Source organism: Variovorax nivicola, assembly GCF_051216475.1.
Classification (GTDB): Bacteria; Pseudomonadota; Gammaproteobacteria; order Burkholderiales; family Burkholderiaceae_C; genus Variovorax.
In genome coordinates, this window is sequence record NZ_JBPJZK010000005.1 from 201,871 (window position 1) to 226,277 (window position 24,407).

The 24,407-nt window shown below is 66.9% G+C and carries 22 protein-coding genes; 16 read left to right on the forward strand and 6 right to left on the reverse strand.

The annotated features are described in order from the left end of the window. Positions 1-32: 32 nt before the first annotated feature. Entirely contained in the window at positions 33-2,876 is a 2,844-nt protein-coding gene (gene ppc, locus ACSFBF_RS21215) for a phosphoenolpyruvate carboxylase (protein WP_435470404.1), read from the reverse strand. A 112-nt stretch (positions 2,877-2,988) separates the two neighbouring features. On the opposite strand from ppc, the gene hemC reads away from it, so the two are divergent. Genes hemC through ACSFBF_RS21235 form a run of 4 tightly spaced genes read left to right on the forward strand, consistent with a single transcriptional unit; the run spans position 2,989 to position 7,074 of the window. Beyond that, complete coding sequence (gene hemC, locus ACSFBF_RS21220; RefSeq protein WP_435470406.1) at positions 2,989-3,894, forward strand: hydroxymethylbilane synthase; 906 nt, start codon at positions 2,989-2,991, stop codon at positions 3,892-3,894. A 16-nt stretch (positions 3,895-3,910) separates the two neighbouring features. Then, the gene (locus ACSFBF_RS21225; protein WP_435470407.1) at positions 3,911-4,684 is read left to right on the forward strand and encodes a uroporphyrinogen-III synthase; all 774 of its coding nucleotides are present in this window, start codon (positions 3,911-3,913) and stop codon (positions 4,682-4,684) included. Next, complete coding sequence (locus tag ACSFBF_RS21230) at positions 4,681-5,784, forward strand: uroporphyrinogen-III C-methyltransferase (protein WP_435470409.1); 1,104 nt, start codon at positions 4,681-4,683, stop codon at positions 5,782-5,784. Before ACSFBF_RS21225 ends, ACSFBF_RS21230 begins: the two co-directional genes overlap by 4 nt. Positions 5,785-5,790: 6 nt before the next feature. Then, on the forward strand, positions 5,791-7,074 hold the full coding sequence (locus tag ACSFBF_RS21235; RefSeq protein WP_435470411.1) for a heme biosynthesis protein HemY: 1,284 nt from the start codon (positions 5,791-5,793) through the stop codon (positions 7,072-7,074). 5 nt (positions 7,075-7,079) lie between these two features. Here the strand turns inward: ACSFBF_RS21235 and ACSFBF_RS21240 are convergent, their stop codons facing one another. Continuing rightward, positions 7,080-8,645: an MFS transporter gene (locus ACSFBF_RS21240; protein WP_435470413.1), complete on the reverse strand. Its 1,566-nt coding sequence runs from the start codon at positions 8,643-8,645 to the stop codon at positions 7,080-7,082. 122 nt (positions 8,646-8,767) lie between these two features. Between ACSFBF_RS21240 and ACSFBF_RS21245 the strand changes: the two genes are divergently transcribed. After that, complete coding sequence (locus tag ACSFBF_RS21245; protein WP_435470415.1) at positions 8,768-9,634, forward strand: LysR family transcriptional regulator; 867 nt, start codon at positions 8,768-8,770, stop codon at positions 9,632-9,634. 47 nt (positions 9,635-9,681) lie between these two features. Here ACSFBF_RS21245 and ACSFBF_RS21250 read toward each other — a convergent pair whose 3' ends face one another. Further along, positions 9,682-12,873 carry an Rne/Rng family ribonuclease gene (locus ACSFBF_RS21250; protein WP_435470417.1) on the reverse strand — a complete coding sequence of 1,064 codons (3,192 nt, stop codon included), beginning with the start codon at positions 12,871-12,873 and terminating at the stop codon, positions 9,682-9,684. Positions 12,874-13,435: 562 nt separating this feature from the next. Here ACSFBF_RS21250 and ACSFBF_RS21255 point away from each other — a divergent pair. Genes ACSFBF_RS21255 through ACSFBF_RS21270 form a run of 4 tightly spaced genes read left to right on the forward strand, consistent with a single transcriptional unit; the run spans position 13,436 to position 16,603 of the window. Then, positions 13,436-14,536 (forward strand): RluA family pseudouridine synthase, encoded by a 1,101-nt coding sequence (locus tag ACSFBF_RS21255; RefSeq protein ID WP_435470419.1) that lies wholly within the window; start codon positions 13,436-13,438, stop codon positions 14,534-14,536. Then, complete coding sequence (locus ACSFBF_RS21260) at positions 14,529-15,200, forward strand: HAD family hydrolase (RefSeq protein ID WP_435470421.1); 672 nt, start codon at positions 14,529-14,531, stop codon at positions 15,198-15,200. Before ACSFBF_RS21255 ends, ACSFBF_RS21260 begins: the two co-directional genes overlap by 8 nt. Positions 15,201-15,213: 13 nt before the next feature. Next, on the forward strand, positions 15,214-15,585 hold the full coding sequence (locus ACSFBF_RS21265) for a Rieske (2Fe-2S) protein (RefSeq protein WP_435470423.1): 372 nt from the start codon (positions 15,214-15,216) through the stop codon (positions 15,583-15,585). A 1-nt stretch (position 15,586) separates the two neighbouring features. Next, on the forward strand, positions 15,587-16,603 hold the full coding sequence (locus tag ACSFBF_RS21270; RefSeq protein WP_435458824.1) for a S49 family peptidase: 1,017 nt from the start codon (positions 15,587-15,589) through the stop codon (positions 16,601-16,603). A gap of 5 nt (positions 16,604-16,608) precedes the next feature. Here ACSFBF_RS21270 and ACSFBF_RS21275 read toward each other — a convergent pair whose 3' ends face one another. Genes ACSFBF_RS21275 through ACSFBF_RS21285 form a run of 3 tightly spaced genes read right to left on the reverse strand, consistent with a single transcriptional unit; the run spans position 16,609 to position 19,108 of the window. Further along, on the reverse strand, positions 16,609-17,760 hold the full coding sequence (locus tag ACSFBF_RS21275; RefSeq protein WP_435470425.1) for an MFS transporter: 1,152 nt from the start codon (positions 17,758-17,760) through the stop codon (positions 16,609-16,611). Positions 17,761-17,762: 2 nt separating this feature from the next. After that, positions 17,763-18,530 carry an SAM-dependent methyltransferase gene (locus tag ACSFBF_RS21280; RefSeq protein WP_435470427.1) on the reverse strand — a complete coding sequence of 256 codons (768 nt, stop codon included), beginning with the start codon at positions 18,528-18,530 and terminating at the stop codon, positions 17,763-17,765. Further along, entirely contained in the window at positions 18,527-19,108 is a 582-nt protein-coding gene (locus ACSFBF_RS21285) for a Maf family protein (protein WP_435470429.1), read from the reverse strand. The genes ACSFBF_RS21280 and ACSFBF_RS21285 overlap by 4 nt, the downstream gene beginning before the upstream one ends. A gap of 82 nt (positions 19,109-19,190) precedes the next feature. On the opposite strand from ACSFBF_RS21285, the gene ACSFBF_RS21290 reads away from it, so the two are divergent. From ACSFBF_RS21290 to acpP, 7 genes are all read left to right on the forward strand, one after another. Next, on the forward strand, positions 19,191-19,748 hold the full coding sequence (locus tag ACSFBF_RS21290; RefSeq protein ID WP_435470431.1) for a YceD family protein: 558 nt from the start codon (positions 19,191-19,193) through the stop codon (positions 19,746-19,748). A 155-nt stretch (positions 19,749-19,903) separates the two neighbouring features. Next, positions 19,904-20,086 carry a 50S ribosomal protein L32 gene (gene rpmF, locus ACSFBF_RS21295; RefSeq protein ID WP_007830466.1) on the forward strand — a complete coding sequence of 61 codons (183 nt, stop codon included), beginning with the start codon at positions 19,904-19,906 and terminating at the stop codon, positions 20,084-20,086. Between the two features lie 61 nt (positions 20,087-20,147). Further along, complete coding sequence (gene plsX, locus ACSFBF_RS21300; protein ID WP_435470433.1) at positions 20,148-21,245, forward strand: phosphate acyltransferase PlsX; 1,098 nt, start codon at positions 20,148-20,150, stop codon at positions 21,243-21,245. Beyond that, positions 21,245-22,225 carry a beta-ketoacyl-ACP synthase III gene (locus tag ACSFBF_RS21305; RefSeq protein WP_093049413.1) on the forward strand — a complete coding sequence of 327 codons (981 nt, stop codon included), beginning with the start codon at positions 21,245-21,247 and terminating at the stop codon, positions 22,223-22,225. Before plsX ends, ACSFBF_RS21305 begins: the two co-directional genes overlap by 1 nt. 55 nt (positions 22,226-22,280) lie before the next feature. Next, a complete protein-coding gene (gene fabD, locus ACSFBF_RS21310) occupies positions 22,281-23,234 on the forward strand; it encodes an ACP S-malonyltransferase (RefSeq protein WP_435470436.1) in 954 nt (317 codons plus the stop codon). Between the two features lie 28 nt (positions 23,235-23,262). Next, positions 23,263-24,006, forward strand: a complete 744-nt coding sequence (gene fabG / locus ACSFBF_RS21315) for a 3-oxoacyl-ACP reductase FabG (RefSeq protein WP_435470438.1) — start codon at positions 23,263-23,265, stop codon at positions 24,004-24,006. A 99-nt stretch (positions 24,007-24,105) separates the two neighbouring features. Then, positions 24,106-24,345, forward strand: coding sequence for an acyl carrier protein (gene acpP / locus ACSFBF_RS21320; RefSeq protein WP_007830471.1), 240 nt, complete (start codon positions 24,106-24,108; stop codon positions 24,343-24,345). Positions 24,346-24,407: the final 62 nt, after the last annotated feature.

Consider the following 24,407-nt stretch of genomic DNA (forward strand, 5'->3'; position numbering starts at 1 on the left):
AGCGCCCTTTGCAGTGGCCGGAATGAGGCGCGTCAGCCCGTGTTGCGCAGCCCCGCCGCCACCCCGTTGATCGAGATGTGAATGCCGCGCTGCAGCCGCTCGCCGCCGTCGCCTGCGCGGTAGCGCCGCATCAGTTCGACCTGCAGGTGGTGCAGCGGATCGATGTACGGGAAGCGGTGGCGCACCGAGCGCTGCATTTCGGCATTGCCTTCGAGCCGCTGCTTCGCGCCGGTGATGAGCGTGAGCGCGTCGGAGGTGCGGTGCCATTCGGCATCGATCATCGAGAACACCTTCTGGCGCAGCTTGCGGTCGGTGACCAGCTCGGCGTAGCGCGAGGCCAGCGCGAGGTCGCTCTTGGCGAGCACCATGTCCATGTTCGACAGCAGCGTGCGGAAGAAGGGCCACTGCTCGTACATGCGCTGCAGCAGCGCCTGTCGTTCCTTCTTGCCCGCGGCATTGCTGGCGGCGGCCAGGAACTGCTCCACGCCCGAACCGAAGCCGAACCAGCCCGGAATGGTCAGGCGGCACTGGCCCCAGCTGAAGCTCCACGGCACCGCGCGCAGGTCGTCGATCTTGTGGCTCGGGTTGCGTGAGGCGGGGCGCGAGCCGATGTTGAGTTCGGCGATCTCGCGGATCGGCGTGGAGCCGAAGAAGTAGTCGCCGAAGCCCGGGGTTTCGTAGACCAGCTTGCGGTATGCGGCCATGCTGGCTGTCGAAAGTTCGCCCGCAGCCGAGAGGAAGGTGGCGGGCGCCGACTTGCCCTGCGGCAGCAGCGTGGCTTCGAGCGTGGCAGCCACCAGCGTTTCGAGGTTGCGCCGGCCGATCTCGCGGTTGGCGTACTTCGAGCCGATCACTTCGCCCTGCTCGGTCAGGCGGATCTGGCCGCGCACCGTGCCGGGCGGCTGCGCGAGGATGGCCTGGTAGCTAGGGCCGCCGCCGCGCCCCACCGTGCCGCCGCGGCCGTGGAACATGCGCAGGCGAATCGGGTTGGCCTTCTTCTTGTTGAGCTCGTCGAACAGCGACACCAGCGCGATGCCCGCGCGGTACAGCTCCCAGTTGCTGGTGAAGATGCCGCCGTCCTTGTTGCTGTCGCTGTAGCCGAGCATCACGTCCTGCTCGGCGCCCGAGCGTTCGATGAGCGCCTGGATGTTCGGCAGCGCATAGAAGGCGCGCACGATGGGTGCGGCGTTGCGCAGGTCTTCGATGGTTTCGAACAGCGGCACCACGATCAGGTCGCAGGTCGCGTTGCTGTCCATTGCGCCGCGCAGCAGGCCCACTTCTTTTTGCAGCAGCAGTGCTTCGAGCAGGTCGCTCACCGTTTCGGTGTGGCTGATGATGTAGTGGCGGATGGCCGCGGCGCCGTAGCGCGCACGCGAGACGCGGGCGGCGGCGAAGATGGCCAGCTCGCTCTTTGCGAGCGGCGAATAGTCGGCGTCGGGCACGCGCAGCGGGCGGGCGTCGTCGAGCAGCCTGAGCAGCAGCGTCTGCTTGGCCTCTTCGGCGAGCGAGGCATACGAGGGCTCGATGCGCGCGGTGGCCAGCAGCTCGGCGATCACCGCTTCGTGCTTGTCGGAGCTCTGGCGCAGGTCGACCGTGGCCAGGTGGAAGCCGAACACTTCTACCGCGCGAATCAGCGGCAGCAGGCGCGGCGCGGCGAGCACGTTGCCGTGCTTTTCCTCGAGCGATTCGGCCACGGTGCGCAGGTCGGCCAGGAACTCTTCGGCCGTGGCGTACGGGTTCTGCGGTGCGACGGCATGGCGCGCAGCCTCGCCGCCGGTGAGCTCGCGCAGCGTGGCCGCCAGGCGCGCATACACGCCGGTGAGGGCGCGGCGGTAGGGCTCGTCCTTGCGATGCTCGTTGGTGTCGGGCGAGCGTTCGGCCAGCCCCTGCATCTCGACCGATACATCGACCAGCGTGGCCGACAGCGACAGTTCGCCGCCCAGGTAGTGCACTTCGGTGAGGTAGTGGCGCAGCGCCAGTTCGCACTGGCGGCTCAGGGCGTATTCGAGCGTCTGGGCGGTGACGTTGGGGTTGCCGTCGCGGTCACCGCCGATCCACTGGCCCATGCGCAGGAAAGGCGCGACCGATGGCGTGTGGCCGCCTTGGGCGAGGGCCTTTTCGAGGTCGGCGTACACGCGCGGAATCTCGCGCAGGAAGGTGGCTTCGTAATAGCTCAGCGAGTTCTCGATTTCGTCGGCCACGGTGAGCTTGGAGAAGCGCAGGATGCGCGTCTGCCAGATCTGCGTGACGCGGGTGCGCATCTGCGTTTCGTTCTCGGCAAATTCGAGCGGCGATAGCGCATCTTTGCCGCCCGCATAGGCGCTCTGGCGCAGCCTGATCTCGTCGCGCACGGTGAGCAGCTGCGCAATGGCGCGCTCGGCGTCGAGGATGCTCTTGCGCTGCACTTCGGTCGGGTGCGCGGTGAGCACCGGCGACACGTAGCTGTGGGCCAGCGAGGCGACGATGTCGTCGGGCTTTACGCCGGCCTTGCGGATGCGGGCGAGCGCGGTTTGCAGATCGCCTTCGACGCTTTCGCCCGCGCGTTCCGTTTCCGTGCGGCGGCGGATCTGGTGGCGGTCTTCCGCGAGATTGGCCAGGTGGCTGAAGTAGGTGAAGGCGCGAATCACGCGCACCGTCTCGACCGCGCTCAGGCCCTTGAGCAGGTTCTTCAGCGCGCGGTCGGCGGCGTGATCGGCATCGCGGCGGAAAGCCACGGACAAGGTGCGGATCTTTTCGACCAGCGCGTAGGTCTCGTCTCCTTCCTGCTCCCGGATCACATCGCCGAGGATCCGGCCCAACAGCCGGATGTCGTCGATCAGTGGCTGGTCTTCGGTCTGGCGGCGCTTGGGGGGAGCAGGGGTCTTGCTGGCTTTCATTCGATGTTTGTCCTGGACTTTTTGACTTCTTGAATGGATGCGCCGCCTGCGTTGTTGCGGCGCAACATGCTAGCATTCCGGCGGTTTGGAATACGTACTTTTGGAACAGGTCTTGAGCAATATCGTGATCGCCACGCGCGAAAGCCGCCTGGCACTGTGGCAAGCCGAACACGTGCGGGCGCTTTTGCAAGAAAAGGGCCATACGGTCAGCCTGCTCGGTCTGACGACCACCGGCGACCAGATCCTCGACCGCACGCTCAGCAAGGTGGGCGGCAAGGGGCTCTTCGTGAAAGAGCTCGAACTCGCGCTCGAAGAAGGGCGCGCCGACATCGCGGTCCATTCGCTCAAAGACGTGCCGATGGACCTGCCAGAAGGCTTTGCGCTGGCCTGCGTGCTGGAGCGCGAAGACCCGCGCGATGCGCTCGTCTCCCCCCGCTATGAATCGCTCGACGCACTGCCGCAGGGTGCGGTGGTCGGCACTTCGAGCCTGCGCCGCGTGGTGCTGCTGCGCGCGCTGCGGCCCGACCTGCGCATCGAACCGCTGCGCGGCAACCTCGACACCCGCCTGCGCAAGCTCGACGAAGGGCAATACGACGCCATCGTGCTGGCGGCGGCCGGGCTCAAGCGGCTGGGGCTGGAAAGCCGCATCCGCGTGGCCTTCGATCCCGACACCATGCTGCCGGCCGCGGGGCAGGGCGCATTGGGCATCGAGGTGCGCGCGGACCGCACCGAACTCATCGAACTGCTGCGCTCGCTGGCCCACCAGAGCGACTGGCTTTCCACCGCCGCCGAGCGTGCAGTGAGCCGCGCGATGGGCGGCAGCTGCTCCATGCCGCTGGCGGCCCATGCACGCTGGCAGGCCGACGGCGCGCTGCGCATCGATGCCGCGTGGGGCGACCCGGAAGGCAACGCGCCGCTGGTGAAGGTGCATGCGCTGGCGCAGGCCGGCGATTTCGCGCAAGCCGACGCGCTCGGCGAGCACGCCGCGGCGCTGCTGCGCGACGCCGGGGCCCACTGATACCGGTGGTCATCGTATGACCGCCCGCCCCGTCATCGTCACGCGGCCAGCGCGCGAAGCGGCGCAATGGGTGAGCGATCTGCGCGCCGCAGGGCTCGATGCGGTGGCGCTGCCGCTCATCGTGATCGAACCGGTGGCCGATGCCGAACCCCTGCGCATGGCGTGGCGGCAACTCGCGGACTACGCGGCGCTGATGTTCGTGAGCGCCACGGCCGTCGAACATTTCTTCCAGCACAAGAACGCTGCCGGTGCGCCGGCAGGGTGCCGCTTCTGGGCCACGGGCCCTGGCACCACGCGCGCCTTGCTTCGCGCCGGCGTGCCGCCGGAGTGCATCGACGCACCACCTCCCGAGGCCACGCGCTTCGACTCCGAAGCGCTGTGGGAGCGCGTGCAGGTCCAGGTGTCTGCCGGCGTGCGCGTGCTGATCGTGCGCGGTGGCGATGAAGCCGGACGCCCCGCAGGACGCGACTGGCTCGCCAATGAAATCGATGCCGCCGGCGGCCATCGCGACACCGTAGTGGCCTATCGCCGGCTGCCGCCATCGCTGGACGTCGTACAACATCAGCTCGCCATCGACGGCGCCGAAGGCCGCGCGATCTGGCTCTTCAGCAGCTCAGAAGCCATCGGCAATCTGCAGCGCGCAATGCCCGGTGTGCAATGGCATGCCGCGAGCGCGGTCGCCACGCATGCACGAATCGGCGAAGCCGCGCGGGCCGCGGGTTTCGGGGCGTTGCGTGTATGCACACCACTGCGGGATGCACTGATCGCGTCTATAGAATCCTTGGCATGAGCGCCGCGTCCCCGTCAGACGATTTTTCCTCTCCTTCCCCAACCGCTGCTGCCACGGCGCCGGTGCCCGCCACGCTGGCACCGCACCAGACGCCGGCCGCGCAGGCCGCAGGCGCGCTGCTCCTCTCTCGCATCGCACTCGGCCTCGTGGCCCTCGTGGCGCTGGCCGCATTGCTGATGACGATCGCGCTGTGGCAGAAGGTCGGCGGCATGAAGGAGCAGCTGGCACGCCAGAGTGCCGATGCCATCGCGCAATCGATGGAGGCGCGCACGCTGGCCCGCCAGGCAAGCGACACCGTGCGCGAAGCCTCGGCCCGCGTGGCCCTGGTCGAAACCCGCGTGGCCGAAGTCGCGCTGCAGCGCTCGCAACTCGAAGAACTCATTCAAAGCCTCTCGCGTTCGCGCGACGAGAACCTCGTGGTCGACATCGAGTCGGCCGTGCGCCTTGCCCTGCAGCAGGCACAGGTCACCGGCAGCGTCGAGCCGTTGCTGGCCGCGCTGAAGGCCGGCGACGTGCGCATCGCGCGTGCCGCGCAGCCACGGCTGACGCCACTGCAGAGGGCCATGCAGCGCGATGCCGACCGCCTGCGCAGCACCGCCAGCACCGACAGCGTCGAAGCACTGCAGAAGCTCGACGAACTGATGCGCGGCGTGGACGACCTGCCCACGCTCAACGCGGTTGCCGTGCGCGGCACCGGCACCAACGCCTGGCAGGCCGAGCCAATTCCCGCCGACGCGCCGTGGTGGCGCCGCGTGCTGCTCACGGTGCAAGGCGAGGCCCGCTCGCTGGTGCGTGTCGGCCGCATCCAGAGCCCGGAAGCGATCCTGCTGGCGCCCGAGCAGTCTTACTTCCTGCGCGAGAACCTGAAGCTCAAGCTGCTCAATGCGCGCCTGTCGCTGCTGTCGCGGCAAATGGAAGCCACACGCAGCGAGCTGTCGCAGGTAACCGCCTCGCTCAACCGCTACTTCGACCCCGCATCGCGCCGCACCCAGGCCGCTGCCACGCAGCTGCAGCAGCTGCAGGCGCTGGTGAAGACGGCCGAGCCGGTCCGCATCGACGACACGCTGGCCGCACTCGCCACCGCGGCGGCAGGACGCTGATCGGACATGCGCGCCGCAATCTGGCTCCTCGCACTGTTCGCTGTTGCAGCAGCAGTCGCCCTTTTCGCAGGCAACAACCAGGGCACGATCACCGTGTTCTGGCCGCCCTGGCGTGTCGACCTGTCGCTGAATCTCGTGCTCGTGATCCTGCTTGTGGCCTTCGTGCTGCTGCACGTGGCGCTGCGGGCGCTGGCAGCGTTGTTCTCGCTGCCGACGCAGGCGCGCCAGTGGCGGCTGCAGCAGAAGGAGCGCACGCTGCATGCGGCCCTGCTCGACGCGATGGTGCAGCTGATCTCGGGTCGCTTCTCGCGTGCACGCAAGGCCGCACAGGCTGCGCTCACGCAGGAGAAAACGCTGTCGGCGCTCGGCGCCAGCCTGCCGCAGGCGCAGCAGGTGCGCGTGCTGTCGCACCTGCTGGCGGCCGAGAGTGCGCAGGCCTTGCAAGACAGGCCAGCGCGCGACGCGCATCTGCAGCAGGCCCTCAACGAAAGCGCCGACCGCGCCGTGCTCGCCAGCCCGGAGACGCGCGAAGGCGTGCAACTGCGCGCGGCGCGTTGGGCGCTCGAAGACCGCGATGCAGCCGCGGCGCTCGCGCGGCTCGAAGAGCTACCGCAAGGCGCGCAGCGCCGCACGCTCGCACTGCGCCTGCGGCTCAAGGCGGCACGGCAGGATCGCCGCACGCTCGAAGCGCTCGAAACCGCGCGCCTGCTGGCCAAGCACCGCGCCTTCTCTGACGCCGCGGCGCAGAGCATCGTGCGCGGGCTGGCGACCGAACTGCTGACGGGCGCGCACGATTCGGCACAGCTGCTTCGCGCGTGGACCGAACTCGATGCCAACGAGCGCGACATGCCCGAAGTGGCGATTCACGCGGCCCAACGCATGGTCGCGCTGCGTGGCGATCTCGCGCTGGCGCGCGGCTGGCTGCTGCCGGCCTGGGAGCGCATGGTGGCCAACCCGCGCGCGCTGGGCGACGCGCTGCGCGTCAAGCTGGCGCGTGCGCTCGAAGCGGGGCTCGACTCGGTCGATGCCGATTGGCTGGCGCGCATCGAAAGCGCGCAGCGCAACAACCCGCGCGACCCGAACCTTCAGTACCTCGCGGGCATGGCCTGCATGAAGCGCCAGCTGTGGGGCAAGGCCCAGCAGCTGCTGACGCAGGCTGGCCTGGGGCTGCAGGACACCGATCTGTACCGCCGTGCCTGGCTCGCGTTGGCCCAGCTGGCCGAAGACCGCGACGATGCCGAGCAAGCCGCCGAGGCGTGGAAGCGCGCGGCGCAGATCGAGAACACCTGAGCGTTTCAGGGGCAGGACCCTTCGGCCTTCAGGCTCGATGACTGCCGCGCCATCGGCTTGCCGCTGCCGAAGATCAGCAGGCTGACGCCGGCCAGCACCCAGACGCCGACTCCCCCGTAGAGCATCACCAGCCCGAAGCTGCTCACCAGCGCCGCATGCACGACGGCGCCGGACGGGTCCGCCTGCGACAGCGCCGGAAAGCCTTCGGCAAGCGACGCGAAGTTGCCGGCCGCGACCTTCTCCGCCAGCGCGCGCAATTGCGTTGCGTCGAGCGATGCCGACAACGCGCCGCGCAGATGCGCATGAATGCCTTCGAGCAAGATGAACCCCATCAGCGCGATGTTGATAGCCAGCGTGATCAGTCGCGCGCTCATGTCCATGCCCGAGGCCATGCCCGCACGCGTGCTCGGCACCGAGCCGGTGGTGGTGTTGGTCACGGGCGTGTTGGTCAGGCCCAGCCCGATGCCGGCCAGCAGGCAGCCGGGCAGCATCGTCATCCAGCCTGCGTGGGCCATGCCGCTGCCGTAGCGCATGGCCATGAAGCCGAGCCCGATGACGAACAGGCCCGCGGGAATGACCACGCCCGGCCGGTAGCGCAGCGCCAGCCGCTCCGCCAGCGGCGGCAGCACGAGCGTGGGCAGCGTGTAGGCCAGCAGCGCCGAGCCGGCCATGACCGCGTCGTAGCCCAGCGCGCCCTGGAAGTAGATCGGCAGGTAGATCATGAACGGCCAGAAGCTGAAGTTCATGCCGATGGAGCCGATGATCGAGCCCGAGAAGTTGCGGATTCTGAAGACCGAGAAATCGAACATCGGATGCGGGTTGATCTTCTCCACCCACAGGAAGAGCACGAAGCTCGCGGCCGACGCCACGATGATGCCGATGGCCAGCGGGCTCGCAAAGCCGAGGCCCGGCCCCTGCGTGATGAAGTACGTTAGGCCCAGCACCGCAAGCGACAGCGTGACGATGCCCGGCAGGTCGAGCCTTTGCGCGTCGGGGTCGCTCGACTCTTCCACGCTGCCGAGCACCAGGGCAACGGCCACCGCCGCCAGCAGCACATGGATCAGGAACACCCATTGCCAGCTCGACAGCGCCACGATCGCTCCGCCGATGATCGGCCCGAACCCCAGGCCCATGCCGAAGACAACGCCCCAGATGGCGAAGGCCTTGCTGCGTTCTTTGCCTTCCTGAAACTGATGCGAGAGCACGGCGAGCTGGCAGATCAGCATTGCGCCGCCGCTCAAGCCCTGCAGGAAGCGGCTGACGATCAGCACCGGCGCGCTCTGCGCGAGCCCGCAGGCCAGCGAGGTGAGGCCGAAGAGCACCACGCCGACGACGAGGATGCGTTTGCGGCCGTAGCGGTCGGCCAGCGTGCCCGCGGCCATCAATACGGTGGTGCAGGCGATGGTGTAGGCGTTCATGATCCACTGCATGTCGCTGAAGTCGGCGTGCAATGCCTGTTCGAGCGTGGGAAGAATGACCGGCACGCTGGAGATTTCCAGGCCGAACATCAGGGCAATGAGGCAGATCGCGGCCAGCGCGACCCGGTTCTTGCCGGTGGGGGAGAGAGGCATCGGAAGTCTTTCGGGAGTCTTTGGCAAAGAGGTCCGGGCGATTCTGGGGAAGGCCTCCTCATGATGGAAATGATTTAATTTCCTAGAATCCATGACGATTCATCATTGATTGGTTGGCTGCCATGGATTTCGACCCCGCGCTGCTGCGAGCCTTCGTGGCCGTCAAGGAAACCGGCGGCTTCACGCGCGCCGCTCAGCGGCTGCACCTGACGCAGTCGGCCATCAGCCACCAGATCCGGCGGCTCGAAGAGCAGGTGGGCCGGCCGCTGCTGCATCGCACGACACGCCGCCTCACGGTGACGGAAGACGGCGAAGACTTCCTTCGCTATGCGCAGCAGATCCTCGACACGCTCGACGCGATGACGCGGCGCTTTCAACCCTCGCTGATCTCGGGCGTGGTGCGCTTCGGCGCACCGGACACCTTCATGGGTGACCGGCTGCCGCCGCTGCTCTCGCAGTTCGCGCGCTCGTTTCCTGCCACGCGCATGGAGGTCAGCGTGAGCATGCACCTCGACTTTCGCGCAATGATCAAAGCGGGCGAGCTTGATCTTGCGGTGGTGATGTCGCCGGCCGATTGCGAGGAGGGCACGCGGCTGCGGCGCACGCAGCTGGTGTGGGTGGCGGCGGAGACTTTCGAAGCGCCCGTTGGCGCATCGCTGCCGCTGGCGTACTTCCCGAAGCCTTGCGTCAATCGCGAACTGGCTGGTGCAGCGCTGGATGCGACGCCGGTCGACTGGCACGTGGTTTTCACCTCGGCGAGCCAGCATGGCATTCGCGCGGCCGTGCTGGCGGGGCTGGCCGTGACGGTGCTCACGCGCGAGGACGTGGAACCGGGCATGAAGATCGTCGACGGCCGCTATGGCCTGCCGCCTTTGCCGAACGTGGATTTTTCGCTGATCTGGAGCGAGGGCGGCAAGACGGAATGTGCCTGCCGGTTCGGTCAGCTGATTCTGGAGATGCCGGAACTGCCGGCGCACGACAAGGCATAAAAAAAACGGCGCCATTGGCGCCGTTTTTACTTGGGAGTGTGTGTCGCTCAGAGGCTGCGTTGCTGCTCTTGCTCGAACGGCAGCGACATCGAACCGAGGTCGCGGCGGGTTTCGACCAGCACCAGCGGACCTTCGTCGAGCACGACCACCGGCGGGCGTTCGCGCGGCACGTGCACCGGCTTTGGCTCGGCTTCGATGGCGGCGCGCGCTTGCGCGATGCGCTCGGCATCCGAGTTGACCCACTGCAGGCCCGAGCTCTCGGCGATCTGCGCGAGCTCGTTCAGCGGCAGTTCGAAAGGCTGGACCTTGGGCAGCGCGCGGCCGTTGGCAGCAACAGGCGCCTTGACGCTTTCGACGACGATCGGCGCGGCTGCTGCCACGACAGCCGGTGCCGGCGCGGGGCGCTCGGTGCGGACCTGCTGCGGTGCTGCCACGGGCTCTCGGACTTCCGGTGCCGCAGCGGCTTCGACTGCTTCGAAGCGTTCCGACGCCAGCGGCAGTTGCTGCTGCGGGGCTTGCTGCTGCGCGTCGCCCGTGGCTTCCGTTGCGGCGCCTTCGGCGGTGGCTTCGGCTTCATCGCGCGGGCCGCGTTCGCGGCGGTCACGGCCGTAGCGGTCACGCGAACGGCCGCGGCGCTCGTCGCCTTCGCGGCGCGGTGCCTGCTCGTTGTTGCCGTTGATGCTGGCTTCGCTGCCTTGATCGACATCGGCTGCTGCGGCTTCGGCGCCGCGTGCATCCGCTTCGGCTTGAGGCGCGTCGTTGCGGCGTTCGCGGCGGCCGTCGTTGCGGTCGCTGCGTTCGCCACGCGGTGCGCGCTGCTCGTCGCGGCCGTTGCGGGGCTGGCGTTGCTCGCCTTGCGCGGCGCCTTCGCCGGTTTCGGCGTTGCGTTCGCGGGCGCCGTTGTTGTCGGCGCCATTGCGCTCGCCACCACGTTCACCGCGCTCGCCACGTTCACGGCGTTCGCCGCGGGCGCGGGGCGCGCGTTCTGCTGCGTTGCCTTCGTCGCCTGCAACGGCGCCGGTCGCCAGTTGCTGGGCTTCGAGGTTGACGTTGCCGTCGAGTGCTTCGGCCGGCGCGTTGTTGCGACCTTCGCGGCCTTCGCCTTCGCGGCGCTCGCCACGACCGTTGCGGCGTTGTTCGCCGTCGCGCGGTGCGCGCGCTTCACGCGGCTCGCGGGGCTCACGCTGCTCGCGCGGTTCGCGTTGTTCACGCGGCTGGTTGGCGGCGTCGTTGCGCAGTTCGCTGCTGCGGCCTTCACGGCCTTCGCGACCTTCACGGCGTTCGCCGCCACGGCCGCCACGGCGTTCGCCGTCGCGACCGCCGGAGCGTCCGCCGTTCTCGCTGCGGCCTTCGCCGCCGCGGCCGCCACGGCGCTGTTCGCCGTCACGTGCGCCGCCGCGTGCTTCGCCGTCGCGGCCTGGGCGGCCGTCGCGACGGGGCTTCGGTGCTTCGACCGGGATCGCGGACGGCGCAGGCGCCGCAGCGGGGGCCGGCGTGCCGCCGAACAGGTTCTTGATCCAGGCGAAGAAGCCGGTCTGTGCCGGAACCGGCGCGCTCACCACGGGCGGTGCGACCGGTGCGGGTGCTGCGACAGGCGCGCGCACTGCTTCGGGCTTGGGCGGCACCACGGGCGCGGGCGCATCGGGCAGCACGCCCTTGATGACCGGCGTCTGCTTGTTGGTGGGCTCTTGCGAACGGCGCGTGACCGAGGTCGGGTCTTCGATCTCGTCGGCCATCTTGTAGCTGGCTTCGATGTGGTCGAGGCGCGGATCGTCGTGCTTCAGGCGCTCGAGCTTGTAGTTCGGCGTTTCGAGCGTCTTGTTGGGCACCATCAGCACGGTGACGCGCTGCTTGAGCTCGATCTTCGCGATTTCGGGGCGCTTTTCGTTCAACAGGAACGAGGCGACTTCCACAGGCACCTGCACATGCACGGCGGCCGTGTTGTCCTTCATGGACTCTTCCTGAATGATGCGCAGGATCTGCAGCGCGCTCGATTCGGTGTCGCGGATGTGGCCCGAGCCGCCGCAGCGGGGGCAGGGGATCGACGAACCTTCGGAGAGCGCCGGCTTCAGGCGCTGGCGGCTCATTTCCATCAGGCCGAACTTGCTGATCGAGCCGAACTGCACGCGGGCGCGGTCCTGGCGCAGCGCGTCGCGCAGGCGGCTTTCGACTTCGCGGCGGTTCTTCGACTCGTCCATGTCGATGAAGTCGATGACGATCAGGCCGCCCAGGTCGCGCAGGCGCATCTGGCGGGCCACTTCGTCAGCGGCTTCGAGGTTGGTACGGGTGGCGGTTTCTTCGATGTCGCCGCCCTTGATGGCGCGGGCCGAGTTCACGTCGACCGAGACCAGTGCTTCGGTGTGGTCGATCACGATGGCGCCGCCCGAAGGCAGCTGCACGGTGCGGGCATAGGCCGATTCGATCTGGTGCTCGATCTGGAAGCGGCTGAACAGGGCGGCGTCGTCGCGGTAGCGCTTCACGCGGGCGGCATGCTCGGGCATGACGTGCGCCATGAATTGCTGCGCCTGGTCGTAGATGTCGTCGGTGTCGATCAGGATGTCGCCGATGTCGTGATTGAAGTAATCACGGATGGCGCGGATGACGAGCGAGGATTCCTGGTAGATCAGGAAGGCGCCCTTGCCGCCCTTGGCCGCGCCGTCGATGGCGGTCCAGAGCTTGAGCAGGTAGTTCAGGTCCCACTGGAGTTCGGACGCGATGCGGCCGATGCCGGCGGTGCGCGCGATGATGCTCATGCCCTTCGGGTACTCGAGCTGGTCCATCGCCTCCTTGAGTTCGGCGCGGTCGTCGCCCTCGATGCGGCGCGAAACGCCACCGCCACGGGGGTTGTTCGGCATCAGCACGACATAGCGGCCGGCCAGCGAGATGAAGGTGGTGAGGGCCGCGCCCTTGTTGCCGCGTTCTTCTTTTTCGACCTGGACGGTGAGTTCCTGGCCTTCGCGGATCGCGTCCTGGATGCGGGCCTGGCTGGCAGACACGCCTTCGGCGAAATATTGCTTGGAGATTTCCTTGAACGGCAGGAAGCCGTGGCGGTCTTCGCCGTAGTCGACGAAACAGGCTTCGAGCGAAGGCTCGACGCGCGTCACGACGGCTTTGTAGATGTTGCCCTTGCGCTGTTCGCGCCCTTCGATTTCGATTTCGTAGTCGAGCAGTTTCTGCCCGTCGACGATGGCCAGGCGGCGTTCTTCGGCCTGCGTGGCATTGATCAGCATCCGCTTCATGATGCGTTGTCCTTATATGTATCGTTCTACCGGCCCTTGATGGGCCAACGATGCACGGACGACGCCCGCGAAACCAGGGAATTGCCGCTTGGGCCCCGGATGCTGTTCACTGCCGCGCCAGGCGCGAGCAGGCCTCTCGAGCGTTAGCTCAAGAAGACAGCCGGGGTGGGGGCGCGTGGATGGGCGCGAGCCAGATTCGGTGTTGGCCAGCTATCTTTTTGATAGCTGGTTGCGCAAGAGTGGCGCACGCTGCCAACGATTCAATGCCTGAGGCCGCTGGTCGAAACCAGGTTGACCAGCGCAGGCACATTTGAATCAGCAGCATCAACACAACAAGGGACTCGCTTCGATCCGCCGGCAGCTTGGAAGCTGCAGGCTGGGTATTCCGTATCGGTGTTTCGTGGGTGTCGGCTTGACTTGGGTGCCTGGTCTGCCACTTTGCGCAATTGCGCGGGGTTTGCAGCTCGGCGCCAAAGCGGCATCGACCTCACAGCGCCGTCCTGGGTATTTGATGGCAGTGGACTAAACTTCTGTCTAATCAAGCACTTACATGACCGCGCTGGTGAAAAACATTATAGGTGCGAAGCAAGGCCCCGCGGCTGCTCCAAATCCCGCAGGCCAAAAAGCCCCAGGCGAAGCCGGGGCGCCGCATTCGGCCATCACATTCCTCACGGTCGACGCCGAATCTGCCGGGCAGCGGCTCGACAACTTCCTTTTCCGCCATCTGAAAGGCGTTCCGAAGACGCACGTCTACCGGATCATCCGGTCGGGCGAGGTGCGCATCAACAAGGGCCGGGTGCAGGCCGAAACCCGCATCGAGGCGGGCGATGTGCTGCGCCTGCCACCTATCCGCATCTCGCCGCGCGCTGAAGAGGGCGGCACCCCGCCGGCGCCGGCGCGCGAATTTCCGGTACTGCTCGAAGACGAAGCCGTGCTGGCCATCGACAAGCCGGCCGGCGTGGCCGTCCATGGCGGCAGCGGCGTGAGCTTTGGCGTGATCGAGCAATTGCGTACGGCGCGCCCCGGGGCGAAATTTCTGGAACTGGTGCATCGGCTGGACCGCGAAACCTCCGGCATCCTGCTCGTCGCCAAGAAGCGCAGCGCGCTGGTTGCGCTGCAGGACCAGTTCCGCGAACGCGAAACCGGCAAGACCTACCTGGCGCTGGTCGAGGGTGCCTGGCCCGCCAACAAGAAGGTGCTCGACGCGCCGCTGGCCAAGTATTTGCTGCCCGACGGTTCCGGCGCTGGCGCCGGCGAGCGCCGCGTGCGCGTGGTCGCCAAGGATCATCCGGACGCCATGCGCGCCGTCACGCTGGTACGGGTACTGGCGCGGCTTTCGCTGCCTGGCGATGCCGCGCCGCTGTCACTGCTGGCAGTGACGATCAAGACCGGGCGCACGCATCAGATTCGCGTTCACCTCGCGTCGGCCGGCCATCCGATTGCCGGCGACGACAAGTACGGCGAGTCCGACCGCCAGCGCGCATTTCAGAAACTCGGCCTCAAGCGCATGTTTCTTCACGCGTGGCGGCTGCAATTCAACCATCCGGCCAGCGGCGACCGCGTGGCGCTGCAGGCCGACCTGCCGCCCGAACTGCACGCGCTGATGCCGCCCGCCGCCCTCGAGGCACTGGCCCAACACCCCACTCCCACGGCCCATGACTGATTCTTCCAGACCTCTTCGCTTCGACCTGATCGCCTTCGACTGGGACGGCACGCTCTATGACTCCACGCGCCTGATCGTGCGCTGCATCCAGGCTGCGGTGATCGACGTTGGCGGCGCCAAGCCGAGCGAGAACGACGCCGCCTGGGTCATCGGCCTCGGCCTGGCCGAAGCGCTGGCGCGCGCGGCGCCCGACGTGCCGAAAGAAAAATACCCAGAGCTCGGCGCCCGTTACCGCTACCACTATCTTCAGCACCAGGACGACCTCGTGCTGTTCGATGGCGTGCTGCAGATGCTCGATGCGCTGCGCGCACGCGGCCATAAGCTGGCCGTGGCCACCGGCAAGTCGCGCCGCGGCCTCAACGAAGCGCTCAAGTCGGTCGCGCTGCGCGATCGCTTCGACGCCTCGCGCACCGCCGACGAAACCTTCGGCAAGCCGCATCCGCGCATGCTGCTGGAACTGATGGAAGAACTCGACGTGCCGCCGGAACGTACCCTGATGATTGGCGACACCACGCACGACCTGCAACTCGCCCAGAACGCCGGCTGCGCCAACGTGGGCGTGAGCTACGGCGCACACGAATTCGCCAGCTTCGATGAATTCAAGCCGTTGCACATCGCGCATTCGGTGGCCGACCTCGAGGCGTGGCTCCTCGGCAACGCCTGAGAAAAATCCCGCCATGAGCGACGAAGAACGCATCCCGCTGTGCAACGCCGCGGACTTGGTCGAAGGTGGCCTGGCCGTGCCCTTCGACGTGATCTACGGCGGAGAAACGTGTCGCGCCTTTGCGGTGCGTTTCGAGGGGCAGCCGCATGCGTTTCTCAACCGGTGCAGCCACGTTGCGATGGAACTCGACTTCCAGCCCGACCGCTTCTTCGACGACACCGGCCAGTGGCTCCTGTGCGCGACGCACGGTGCGGTCTACAAGCCCGACACCGGCGAATGCGCGGGCGGGCCGTGCCGCGGCGGCCTCGTGAAGATCGCCTTGAGCGAGCATGACGGCGTAGTGCACTGGCATACTGGCTGGAACCTCCACCCCCTGACCTTCTGACATGACCGACCCGAACCGAACGGAACCCGCCGGGTTCGAACCATTTGAGCCGGCCCCTCCCACGAACATGGCCAAAGATCCCACACAGCGCCCCGGTTGGGAGCGCGCCACCCTCGAAAAGCTCGCCTTCGCTTCGTTGAACGAACAGAAGGCCACGCGCCGCTGGAAGACCTTCGTGCGTCTGTCCTGGCTTGCTTTCTTCATCTTCCTGGCGTGGTTCGCACTCTCGCGCAGCGCGCCGAGCACGGCCAAGACGACGGCGCACACCGCCGTCGTCGAGATCAAGGGCGAAATCGCCAATGGCGGGGATGCGAGCGCAGAGTTCGTGGTCGCCGCGATGAAGACGGCCTTCGAGGATGAAGGCGCCAAGGGCGTGGTCCTGCTGATCAACTCGCCCGGCGGCAGCCCGGTGCAGGCCGGCATCATCAACGACGAGATCAAGCGCCTGAAGGCCAAGTACAAGAAGCCGGTCTATGCCGTGGTCGAGGAGACCTGCGCCTCGGCTGCCTATTACATTGCCGCCGCGGCAGACAAGATCTACGTCGACAAGGCCAGCATCGTGGGCAGCATCGGCGTGCTGATGGACGGCTTCGGTTTCACCGGCGTGATGGAGAAGGTCGGCGTCGAGCGCCGTCTGCTGACGGCCGGCGAGAACAAGGGTTTCCTCGATCCGTTCAGCCCGATGAGCGATGCGCAGCGCGCGCACGCGCAGACGATGCTCAACCAGATCCACACACAGTTCATCAATGTGGTGAAGGCCGGTCGCGGCGACCGCCTGAAGCTTGACACCCCTGGCTTGTTCAGCGGCCTGTTCTGGAGCGGCGAGCAGGCCGTCGAATACGGCCTGGCAGACCAGCTGGGCAATGTCGACTACGTGGCCCGCGAAGTGATCAAGGCCGAAGAGGTGATCGACTACACGCGGCGCGACAACGTGGCCGAGAAGCTGGCCAAGAAGTTCGGCGCGGCGATGGCCGAAACCACGGTGCGCCTGATGCACACCGCGCCGGCACTGCGCTGATTTTCTTATTTGGCTTCGCTGCCGGCGGTGTAGCGCGCCGACGCTGCCAGCGCCGCGGCGAAGACCACGACCACATAGAGCGCGGCGGTCAGCGAGGTCGCACGCGCCAGCAGCCCGATCACTGCCGGGCCTGCCATGAACCCCAGATAGGCCAGGGCCGAGACCGACGCAATGCCGCGTGCGGGCTCGACGCCCGGCACTCTCGCCGAGGCCGAGAACAGGATCGGCACCACGTTCGCAAAGCCGACACCCACTCCCGCGAAGCCGACCAGCGCCAGCCAGGGCAGGTCGGTGATGAGCACCAGCGCCATGGACGCCGCGGCCAGCAGGCCGCTGCCGAGCAGCAGCGTGCTCGGCGAGAAGCGGGCGCGCAGCGCGTCGCCGCCGAAGCGCGCCGCTGCCATCGCGGCTGAGAAGCTTGCATAGGCCAGGGCGGCCTGTTGCTGAGGGCTGCCGATTTCCTGCTGCATATAGAGCACGCTCCAGTCGTAGATCGCGCCTTCGGCGATCAGGCCCAGCGCGGCCAGCACGCCCAGCACCGCGAGCGTGCCGCGGGGCAGCAGGAAGCCGTGGTCGGCCTCGGTGGCACCGCTGGTAGCGGGCCTGGGCAGCATGCGTGTCGAGGCCACGGCGACGAGCAGCACCATCGCGGCCGCGACCAGCAGCAGGTGCGCCTGCGCGCCAAGCCCTGCCGCCAGCGCGGCGCTGCCGCTCGCGGCACCGGCCATTCCGCCCAGGCTGAACATGCCGTGCATGCCGCTCATCAGGGGCGTGTCGCCGTGCAGTTCGAGTTGGGCCGCCTCGGTGTTGATCGACACGTCGAACACGCTGGTCACGAGGCCGAAAGCCGCCAGCAGAACCAGCAGCGCGGCATAGCCGGGCATCGCGATCAGGCCGGCCAGCAGCAGCGCGTAGATGCAGCCGCAAATGCCGGCCACGCGGCGCGGGCCGTGTCGGCCGATCCAGCGGCCCGCGCTGGTCAGACCGAACATCGCGCCGGCGCCGGCCGCGAGCATCGCCAGCCCGAGCTGCGCTTCGTCGATGCCGTAGTGCGCCTTGACCGTGGGCACATGCACGCCCCAGGTCGCGAAGATGAAGCCGGCGGCGAAGAATTGCGCGCGCGATGCCCAGCGCGTGGCTGCGGTAACGCCCACCATCCTCAGCGGCCGATCGCGAACACGGCGGGCAGGCGTTCGTCTGTGGTGGCTTGTGGCTTGGCGCGCCAGGATTTGACCGTCTCGCTGCGCACGTGGGCGGAGGCGAGCGTCAGGCCGCGCGCCACGGCGAGCCGGGTGTTGTGTTGCAGGGTCTGCACAAGAGCCTGCAGCAGCGCGGCGTTGCGGTAGGGCGTTTCGATGAACAGCTGCGTCTGGCCCGACTTGAGCGCGAGCGCTTCGAGCTCGCGGATGCGGGTCTGGCGTTCGCCGGCGTCCTGCGGCAGGTAGCCGACGAAGGCGAAGTTCTGGCCGTTGAGTCCGCTCGCGGCCAGTGCCAGCAGTAGCGAGACCGGGCCGGTCAGCGGCACCACGGTGACGCCCAGGTCGTGCGCGGCGCGCGCCACCGAGGAGCCCGGGTCGGCCACCGCCGGCATGCCTGCCTCGCTCAGCAGGCCGATGTCGTGGCCTTCGAGCGCGGCGGCCAGCAGGGGGCGGGCGTCGAACTGGCCTGCGTGATCGCCTTTCTTGTGCACTTCGCGCGGCAGTTCCTGGATGTTCTGCGCCTGCAGGGGGGCGGCCAGTGGCGCCACTTCGTCGATGCGCTTCAGGTAGGTGCGCGCGGACTTCGCGTTCTCGCAGATCCAGTGGGTGATGCCGGCGGCTGTCTGCAGTGTGCCCAGTGGCAGGGCGTCTTGTAGCGGGGCCTGCACGTCGCAGCCGAAGTCGAGCGGCGCGGGAACTAGGTAGAGCTTGCCTTTTTGTTGTGTCACAGCAGATCGACTCCTGCTGCGCGCAGCATCTGGCAGGTGCGGATCAGCGGCAGGCCGACCAGTGCGGTCGGGTCGTCGCTGTCGATGGCGCTCAGCAGCGCGATGCCGAGGCCTTCGCTCTTGGCGCTGCCGGCGCAGTCGTAGGGTTGCTCGGCCTGCAGATAATGTTCGATGGCGGCGTCGCTGAGGTCGCGGAACACCACGCGCACGGGCGCGATGTCGCGCTGGACGAAGCCTGTCGCCTTGCAGACGACGGCCACGGCCGTCTGGAAGATCAGCGTCTGGCCGCGCATGCGGCGCAATTGGGCGGTGGCGCGGGCATGGTCGCCGGGCTTGCCCAGCGCCTCGCCGGCAAGGTCGGCCACCTGGTCCGAGCCGATGACGACGGCCTCGGGGAAGCGGGCGGCGACGGCGTTGGCCTTTTCAAGCGCGAGGCGTACGGCCAGGTCGTGCGGCGTTTCGCCGGGCAGGGGCGTTTCGTCGACTTCCGGCGAATGCACATCGAAGGGCAGGCGCAGGCGGGTGAGCAGTTCGCGGCGGTAGCGCGAGGTCGAGGCGAGGATCACGGTGCGTTGCATGGTGACGATTGTGCGTGAGCCGCCCAAAACTCTCAGGTATGCCCCAAGCCGGTGAAATGGCCGGCACGCTAGACTGGCGCGGATGAAGAGAGAATTTGCCCCCGAACGGCTCAATGTGCCCGGCTTTACCGCCGCTGCCGCCACCCTGGAAGCCGCCGATCCGGTTCCGAACTATGTACGCTTGGTCGCCGAACTGGCCATCCCGGCGCCCGACGCGGTGGTCCGATGGGAGGCCCACGGGGAAGAGCGTCCCGGTGCGGATGGCAAGGCCACGCTCTGGCTGCACCTGGAGGCTGACGCCACCGTGCCATTGGTCTGCCAGCGTTGCCTGTCGCCGGTCGACACGCTGCTTTCCGTGGATCGCTGGTTCCGTTTCGTGGCCGACGAGGCCACTGCCGAGGCGGAAGACGAGGAATCCGAGGAAGACCTGCTCGTTATAAGCCGGGATTTCGACCTGCACGCCCTGATCGAGGACGAACTGCTGATGGAAATCCCCGTCATGCCCGTCCACGATGTCTGCCCCACGCCGGTGCAGCTTTCCTCCAGCGATGAGGACTTCAAGGCGGCCGAAGAGGCCAAGCCGAACCCCTTCGCAGTGCTCGGCGCGTTGCGTTCGCGCAAGCCCGAAGAGGGAAAGTAGCCCTTTCCCGCAGGCTGGGCTATAATCATGGGCTTCGCGCGCGCCGCCGTGAGCAGCAATACAGATACGGGCATTCCATACATGCCGCTAAAGTTTTTGTATTGCCACCGCTTGAGCCCGCATCCAATCACTCACCTAACAGTCCAGGAGCCATCATGGCCGTCCAGCAAAACAAGAAGTCGCCTTCCAAGCGCGGCATGCACCGTTCCCACAATGCGCTGGTCGTGCCCGGCATCGCCGTGGAACCGACCACCGGCGAAACGCACCTGCGCCACCACATCAGCCCCAACGGTTTCTACCGTGGCCGTCAGGTGCTCAAGAACAAGTCCGAAGCCTGATCTCGCATTCCAAGGCCAAGGCCCGAAGCTACTTCTGCTGTAGCGTCGGGCCTTTGTTTTGATGGCTACGCCTTCTTCCCCCGAAATCACTGCTGCGCCTTCTGCAATCACGCTCGCCGTGGATTGCATGGGAGGCGATCATGGGCCGCGCGTCACTCTCGCGGCCTGCCGCGCATTTCTTGAGCGGCACAGCGAAGCCTCGTTGTTGCTGGTCGGCGCGCCGGCCGCACTGGCGGGATTTGCCGCGCATCCGCGTGCCCGCATCGTCGCTGCGAGCGAAGTGGTGGGTATGGACGACCCGGTTGAAATCGCCCTGCGCAAGAAGAAAGACTCTTCGATGCGCGTCGCGATCCAGCAGGTCAAGGACGGCGCCGCCCAGGCGGCTATCTCTGCCGGCAACACCGGCGCCCTCATGGCGATCGCGCGCTACCTGCTCAAGACGCTTGACGGCATCGACCGCCCTGCGATCGCGCCGCAGCTTCCCAACGCCAAAGGCGGGGCAACGACCGTGCTCGATTTGGGTGCAAACGTCGATTGCGATGCCGAAGACCTGCTCCAGTTCGCCGTGCTCGGCTCAGCTCTGGTGTCGGCGCTGACCGGCAATGAGGCGCCTTCGGTCGGCCTGCTCAATATCGGTGAGGAAGCCATCAAGGGCAGCGAAACGATCAAAAAAGCGAGCCAACTGCTGCGTACGGCTGCCAACTCCAAGGATCTGAATTTCTACGGCAACGTAGAAGGCAACGATATCTTCAAAGGCACGACCGACATCGTCGTCTGTGACGGCTTCGTCGGAAATGTGGCTCTGAAGGCCAGCGAGGGCGTGGCTTCAATGATCGGCGAATTCATCCGCGTCGAATTCTCCAGGAGCATTTTTACCAAGATGGCGGCAATTGTTGCCTATCCGGTTCTAAAAGCGTTCAAAAGTCGCCTGGATCACCGTCGGTACAACGGCGCAGCCTTGCTGGGGCTACGCGGCCTGGTTTTCAAGAGCCATGGCTCGGCTGACGAAGTGGCTTTCGGCCATGCGCTGGATCGCGCTTATGATGCCGCTCGCAACAACCTGCTCGATCGCGTGCGGGCCCGCATCGCCCACGCCGCGCCTTTGCTAGCGCGACAGGAACCGGCGGCGCCGGTCGACGCGACGGCCCTTCACGTTTGATGACCCCTTCTTATTCACGCATTACCGGCACCGGCAGCTATCTGCCCCCACGCCGCGTGACCAATGACGATCTCGCCAAAGATCTGGCGACGCGAGGCATCGAAACCTCCGACCAGTGGATCGTCGAGCGCACCGGCATCCACGCGCGGCATTTCGCCGCGCCGGATGTCACGAGCAGTGACCTTGGTCTTGAAGCTGCCCGGCACGCCCTGGAGGCTGCCGGCCGTAAAGCCAGCGACATCGACCTGATCATCGTCGCGACCTCGACGCCCGATATGGTGTTTCCGTCGTCGGCCGCCATTCTTCAGAACAAGCTCGGCATTGCCGGCTGCCCGGCGTTCGACGTCCAGGCGGTTTGCAGCGGTTTCGTCTACGCGCTGACCGTCGCCGACGCGATGATCCGCACGGGCACCGCGCGTTGCGCGCTGGTGGTGGGCGCCGAAGTTTTCTCTCGCATCCTCGACTTCAACGACCGCACCACCTGTGTGCTGTTCGGTGACGGCGCGGGCGCAGTGGTGCTCGAAGCCAGCGAAGAGCCCGGCATCCTGGCCAGCGACCTGCATGCGGATGGCAAGCACGTCGGCATTCTTTGCGTGCCGGGCCACGTTTCGGGCGGCAATGTGCTGGGCACGCCGCTGCTGCACATGGACGGCCAGGCTGTCTTCAAGCTCGCGGTTCGCGTGCTCGAAGAAGCTGCGCGCGCCACGCTGGCCAAGGCCGGCAAGGTCGACACCGACATCGACTGGCTCATTCCACATCAGGCCAACATCCGCATCATGGAAGGCACGGCGAAGAAGCTGAAGCTTCCGCGCGAGAAGCTGATCGTCACGGTGAATGAGCACGGCAACACTTCCGCCGCCTCGATTCCGCTGGCGCTCGACGAGGCCGTGCGCTCCGGCAAGGTGAAGAAAGGCGAAACGCTCATGCTCGAAGGCGTGGGCGGCGGCTTCACCTGGGGCGCGGTGCTATTGAATCTGTAGTGCGTTGCGTCGCCCTGGAAGAGGGCGGCCGCAATGCGAGATGGCGCATACAACAATGAAATCCTTTGCTTTTGTCTTTCCGGGTCAGGGCTCGCAGGCGGTCGGCATGCTCGACGCCTGGGGCGATCACCCGGCTGTGGCCGAAACGCTGCGCGAAGCTTCCGAAGCGCTCGGCGAAGACGTCGGCGCGCTGATCAAGAACGGTCCCAAGGAAGAGCTGGCGCTCACCACCAACACTCAGCCCGTGATGCTGGTGGCCGGTGTTGCCGCATGGCGCGCCTGGTTGGCCGAGGGTGGCGCCACGCCTTCCGTCGTGGCTGGCCATTCGCTTGGCGAGTATTCGGCGCTGGTGGCTTCGAGCGTGCTGACGCTCGCGCAAGCCGCGCCGCTCGTGCGTTTCCGTGCGCAAGCGATGCAACAGGCGGTGCCCGTTGGTGTCGGCGCGATGGCTGCGGTGCTTGGCATGGAGTCGGGCAAGGTAGTCGCAGGCTGCGCGGAAGCCACTGCCAGCTTTGGCTCCGGCAGCGCGGAAATCGTCGAGGCGGTGAATTTCAACGACCCCATGCAGACTGTGATCGCCGGCAGCAAGGCCGCGGTCGACAAGGCCTGCGAACTGCTCAAGGCCAACGGTGCCAAGCGCGCTCTGCTGCTGCCGGTTTCGGCGCCTTTCCATTCGAGCCTCATGAAGCCTGCTGCGGAAGCGCTGCGCGAGAAGCTGGCTTCCATCACGCTGGCCGCGCCGCAGATTCCGGTGCTGAACAACATCGACGTCGCCATCGAGACCGATGCCGACCGCATCCGCGACGCCCTGGTGCGCCAGGCTGCGGGCCCGGTGCGCTGGGTCGAGAGCGTGCAGGCCTTGAAACTGCGCGGTGTAGCCGCCATCATCGAGTGCGGTCCCGGCAAGGTGCTGGCCGGCATGGTGAAGCGCATCGCCCCCGATCTGGAAGCCGCGTCGGTGTACGACCCGGCCACGCTCGCGGACACCCGACAATCGCTCGCCGGCTGACCGGCGCAAGGCTCCGACACTTTTTCTTATGAGCATTCCCAAATTCGAAGGGCAAATTGCCCTGGTCACCGGCGCAACGCGCGGCATCGGCGCGGCGATCGCGCTGGAGCTGGCCCAGCGCGGCCTCAAGGTCGTGGGCACCGGCACCACCGACGATGGCGCGGCCAAGATCACGTCGGCCCTGAGCGCCTATGACGGCCGCGGCCGTGCGCTCGACGTGAACGACGGCGCTGCCGTCGAGGCCCTGATCGACGAGATCGTGCAGGCCTACGGCGCCATCCACGTGCTGGTGAACAACGCCGGCATCACGCGCGACACGCTCGCCATGCGCATGAAGGACGGCGACTGGGACGCGGTGCTCGACACCAATCTCAAGGCCGTCTTCTCCCTCTCGCGCGCGGTGATCCGCCCGATGATGAAGCAGCGCTACGGCCGCATCATCAGCATCACCAGCGTGGTCGGCGCCTCCGGCAATGCCGGCCAGGCCAACTACGCCGCTGCCAAGGCAGGCGTCGCGGGCATGACCCGCGCACTGGCCCGCGAACTGGGCAGCCGCAACATCACTGTCAACTGCGTCGCACCCGGGTTCATCGAAACCGACATGACAGCCAGCCTCCCCGAAGCCCAGCAACAGGCGCTGCTCCAGCAGATCCCGCTGGGCCATCTGGGCAAGCCGGCCGACATCGCGCACGCGGTGGCTTACCTCGCATCGCCCCAGGCGTCCTACGTCACGGGGCAAGAGCTGCACGTCAACGGCGGCATGCACATGTAGCCGCAAGGCGCAAGTTTTTCCCGTACCGGACGCGCGGCAAATGCCACAATGCGCCCGGCTAAAATCCACCGATTACCTACAACCCTCAGAGGGAACCAAATGAGCGATATCGAAGCACGTGTCAAGAAAATCATCGCCGAGCAGCTCGGCGTGGAAGAGTCCCAAGTGACGAACGAAAAGGCTTTCGTGGCCGACCTCGGCGCTGACTCGCTCGACACGGTCGAACTCGTGATGGCACTCGAAGACGAATTCGGCATCGAAATTCCCGACGAAGATGCCGAGAAGATCACCACGGTGCAAAACGCCGTCGACTACGCCACCAAGAATCAAAAGGCCTGATTGGCCAGCTGACAAGATTGCAACTGCGGCCGGCGGCTTTTCCTTCAAAAACCGCACGCGCC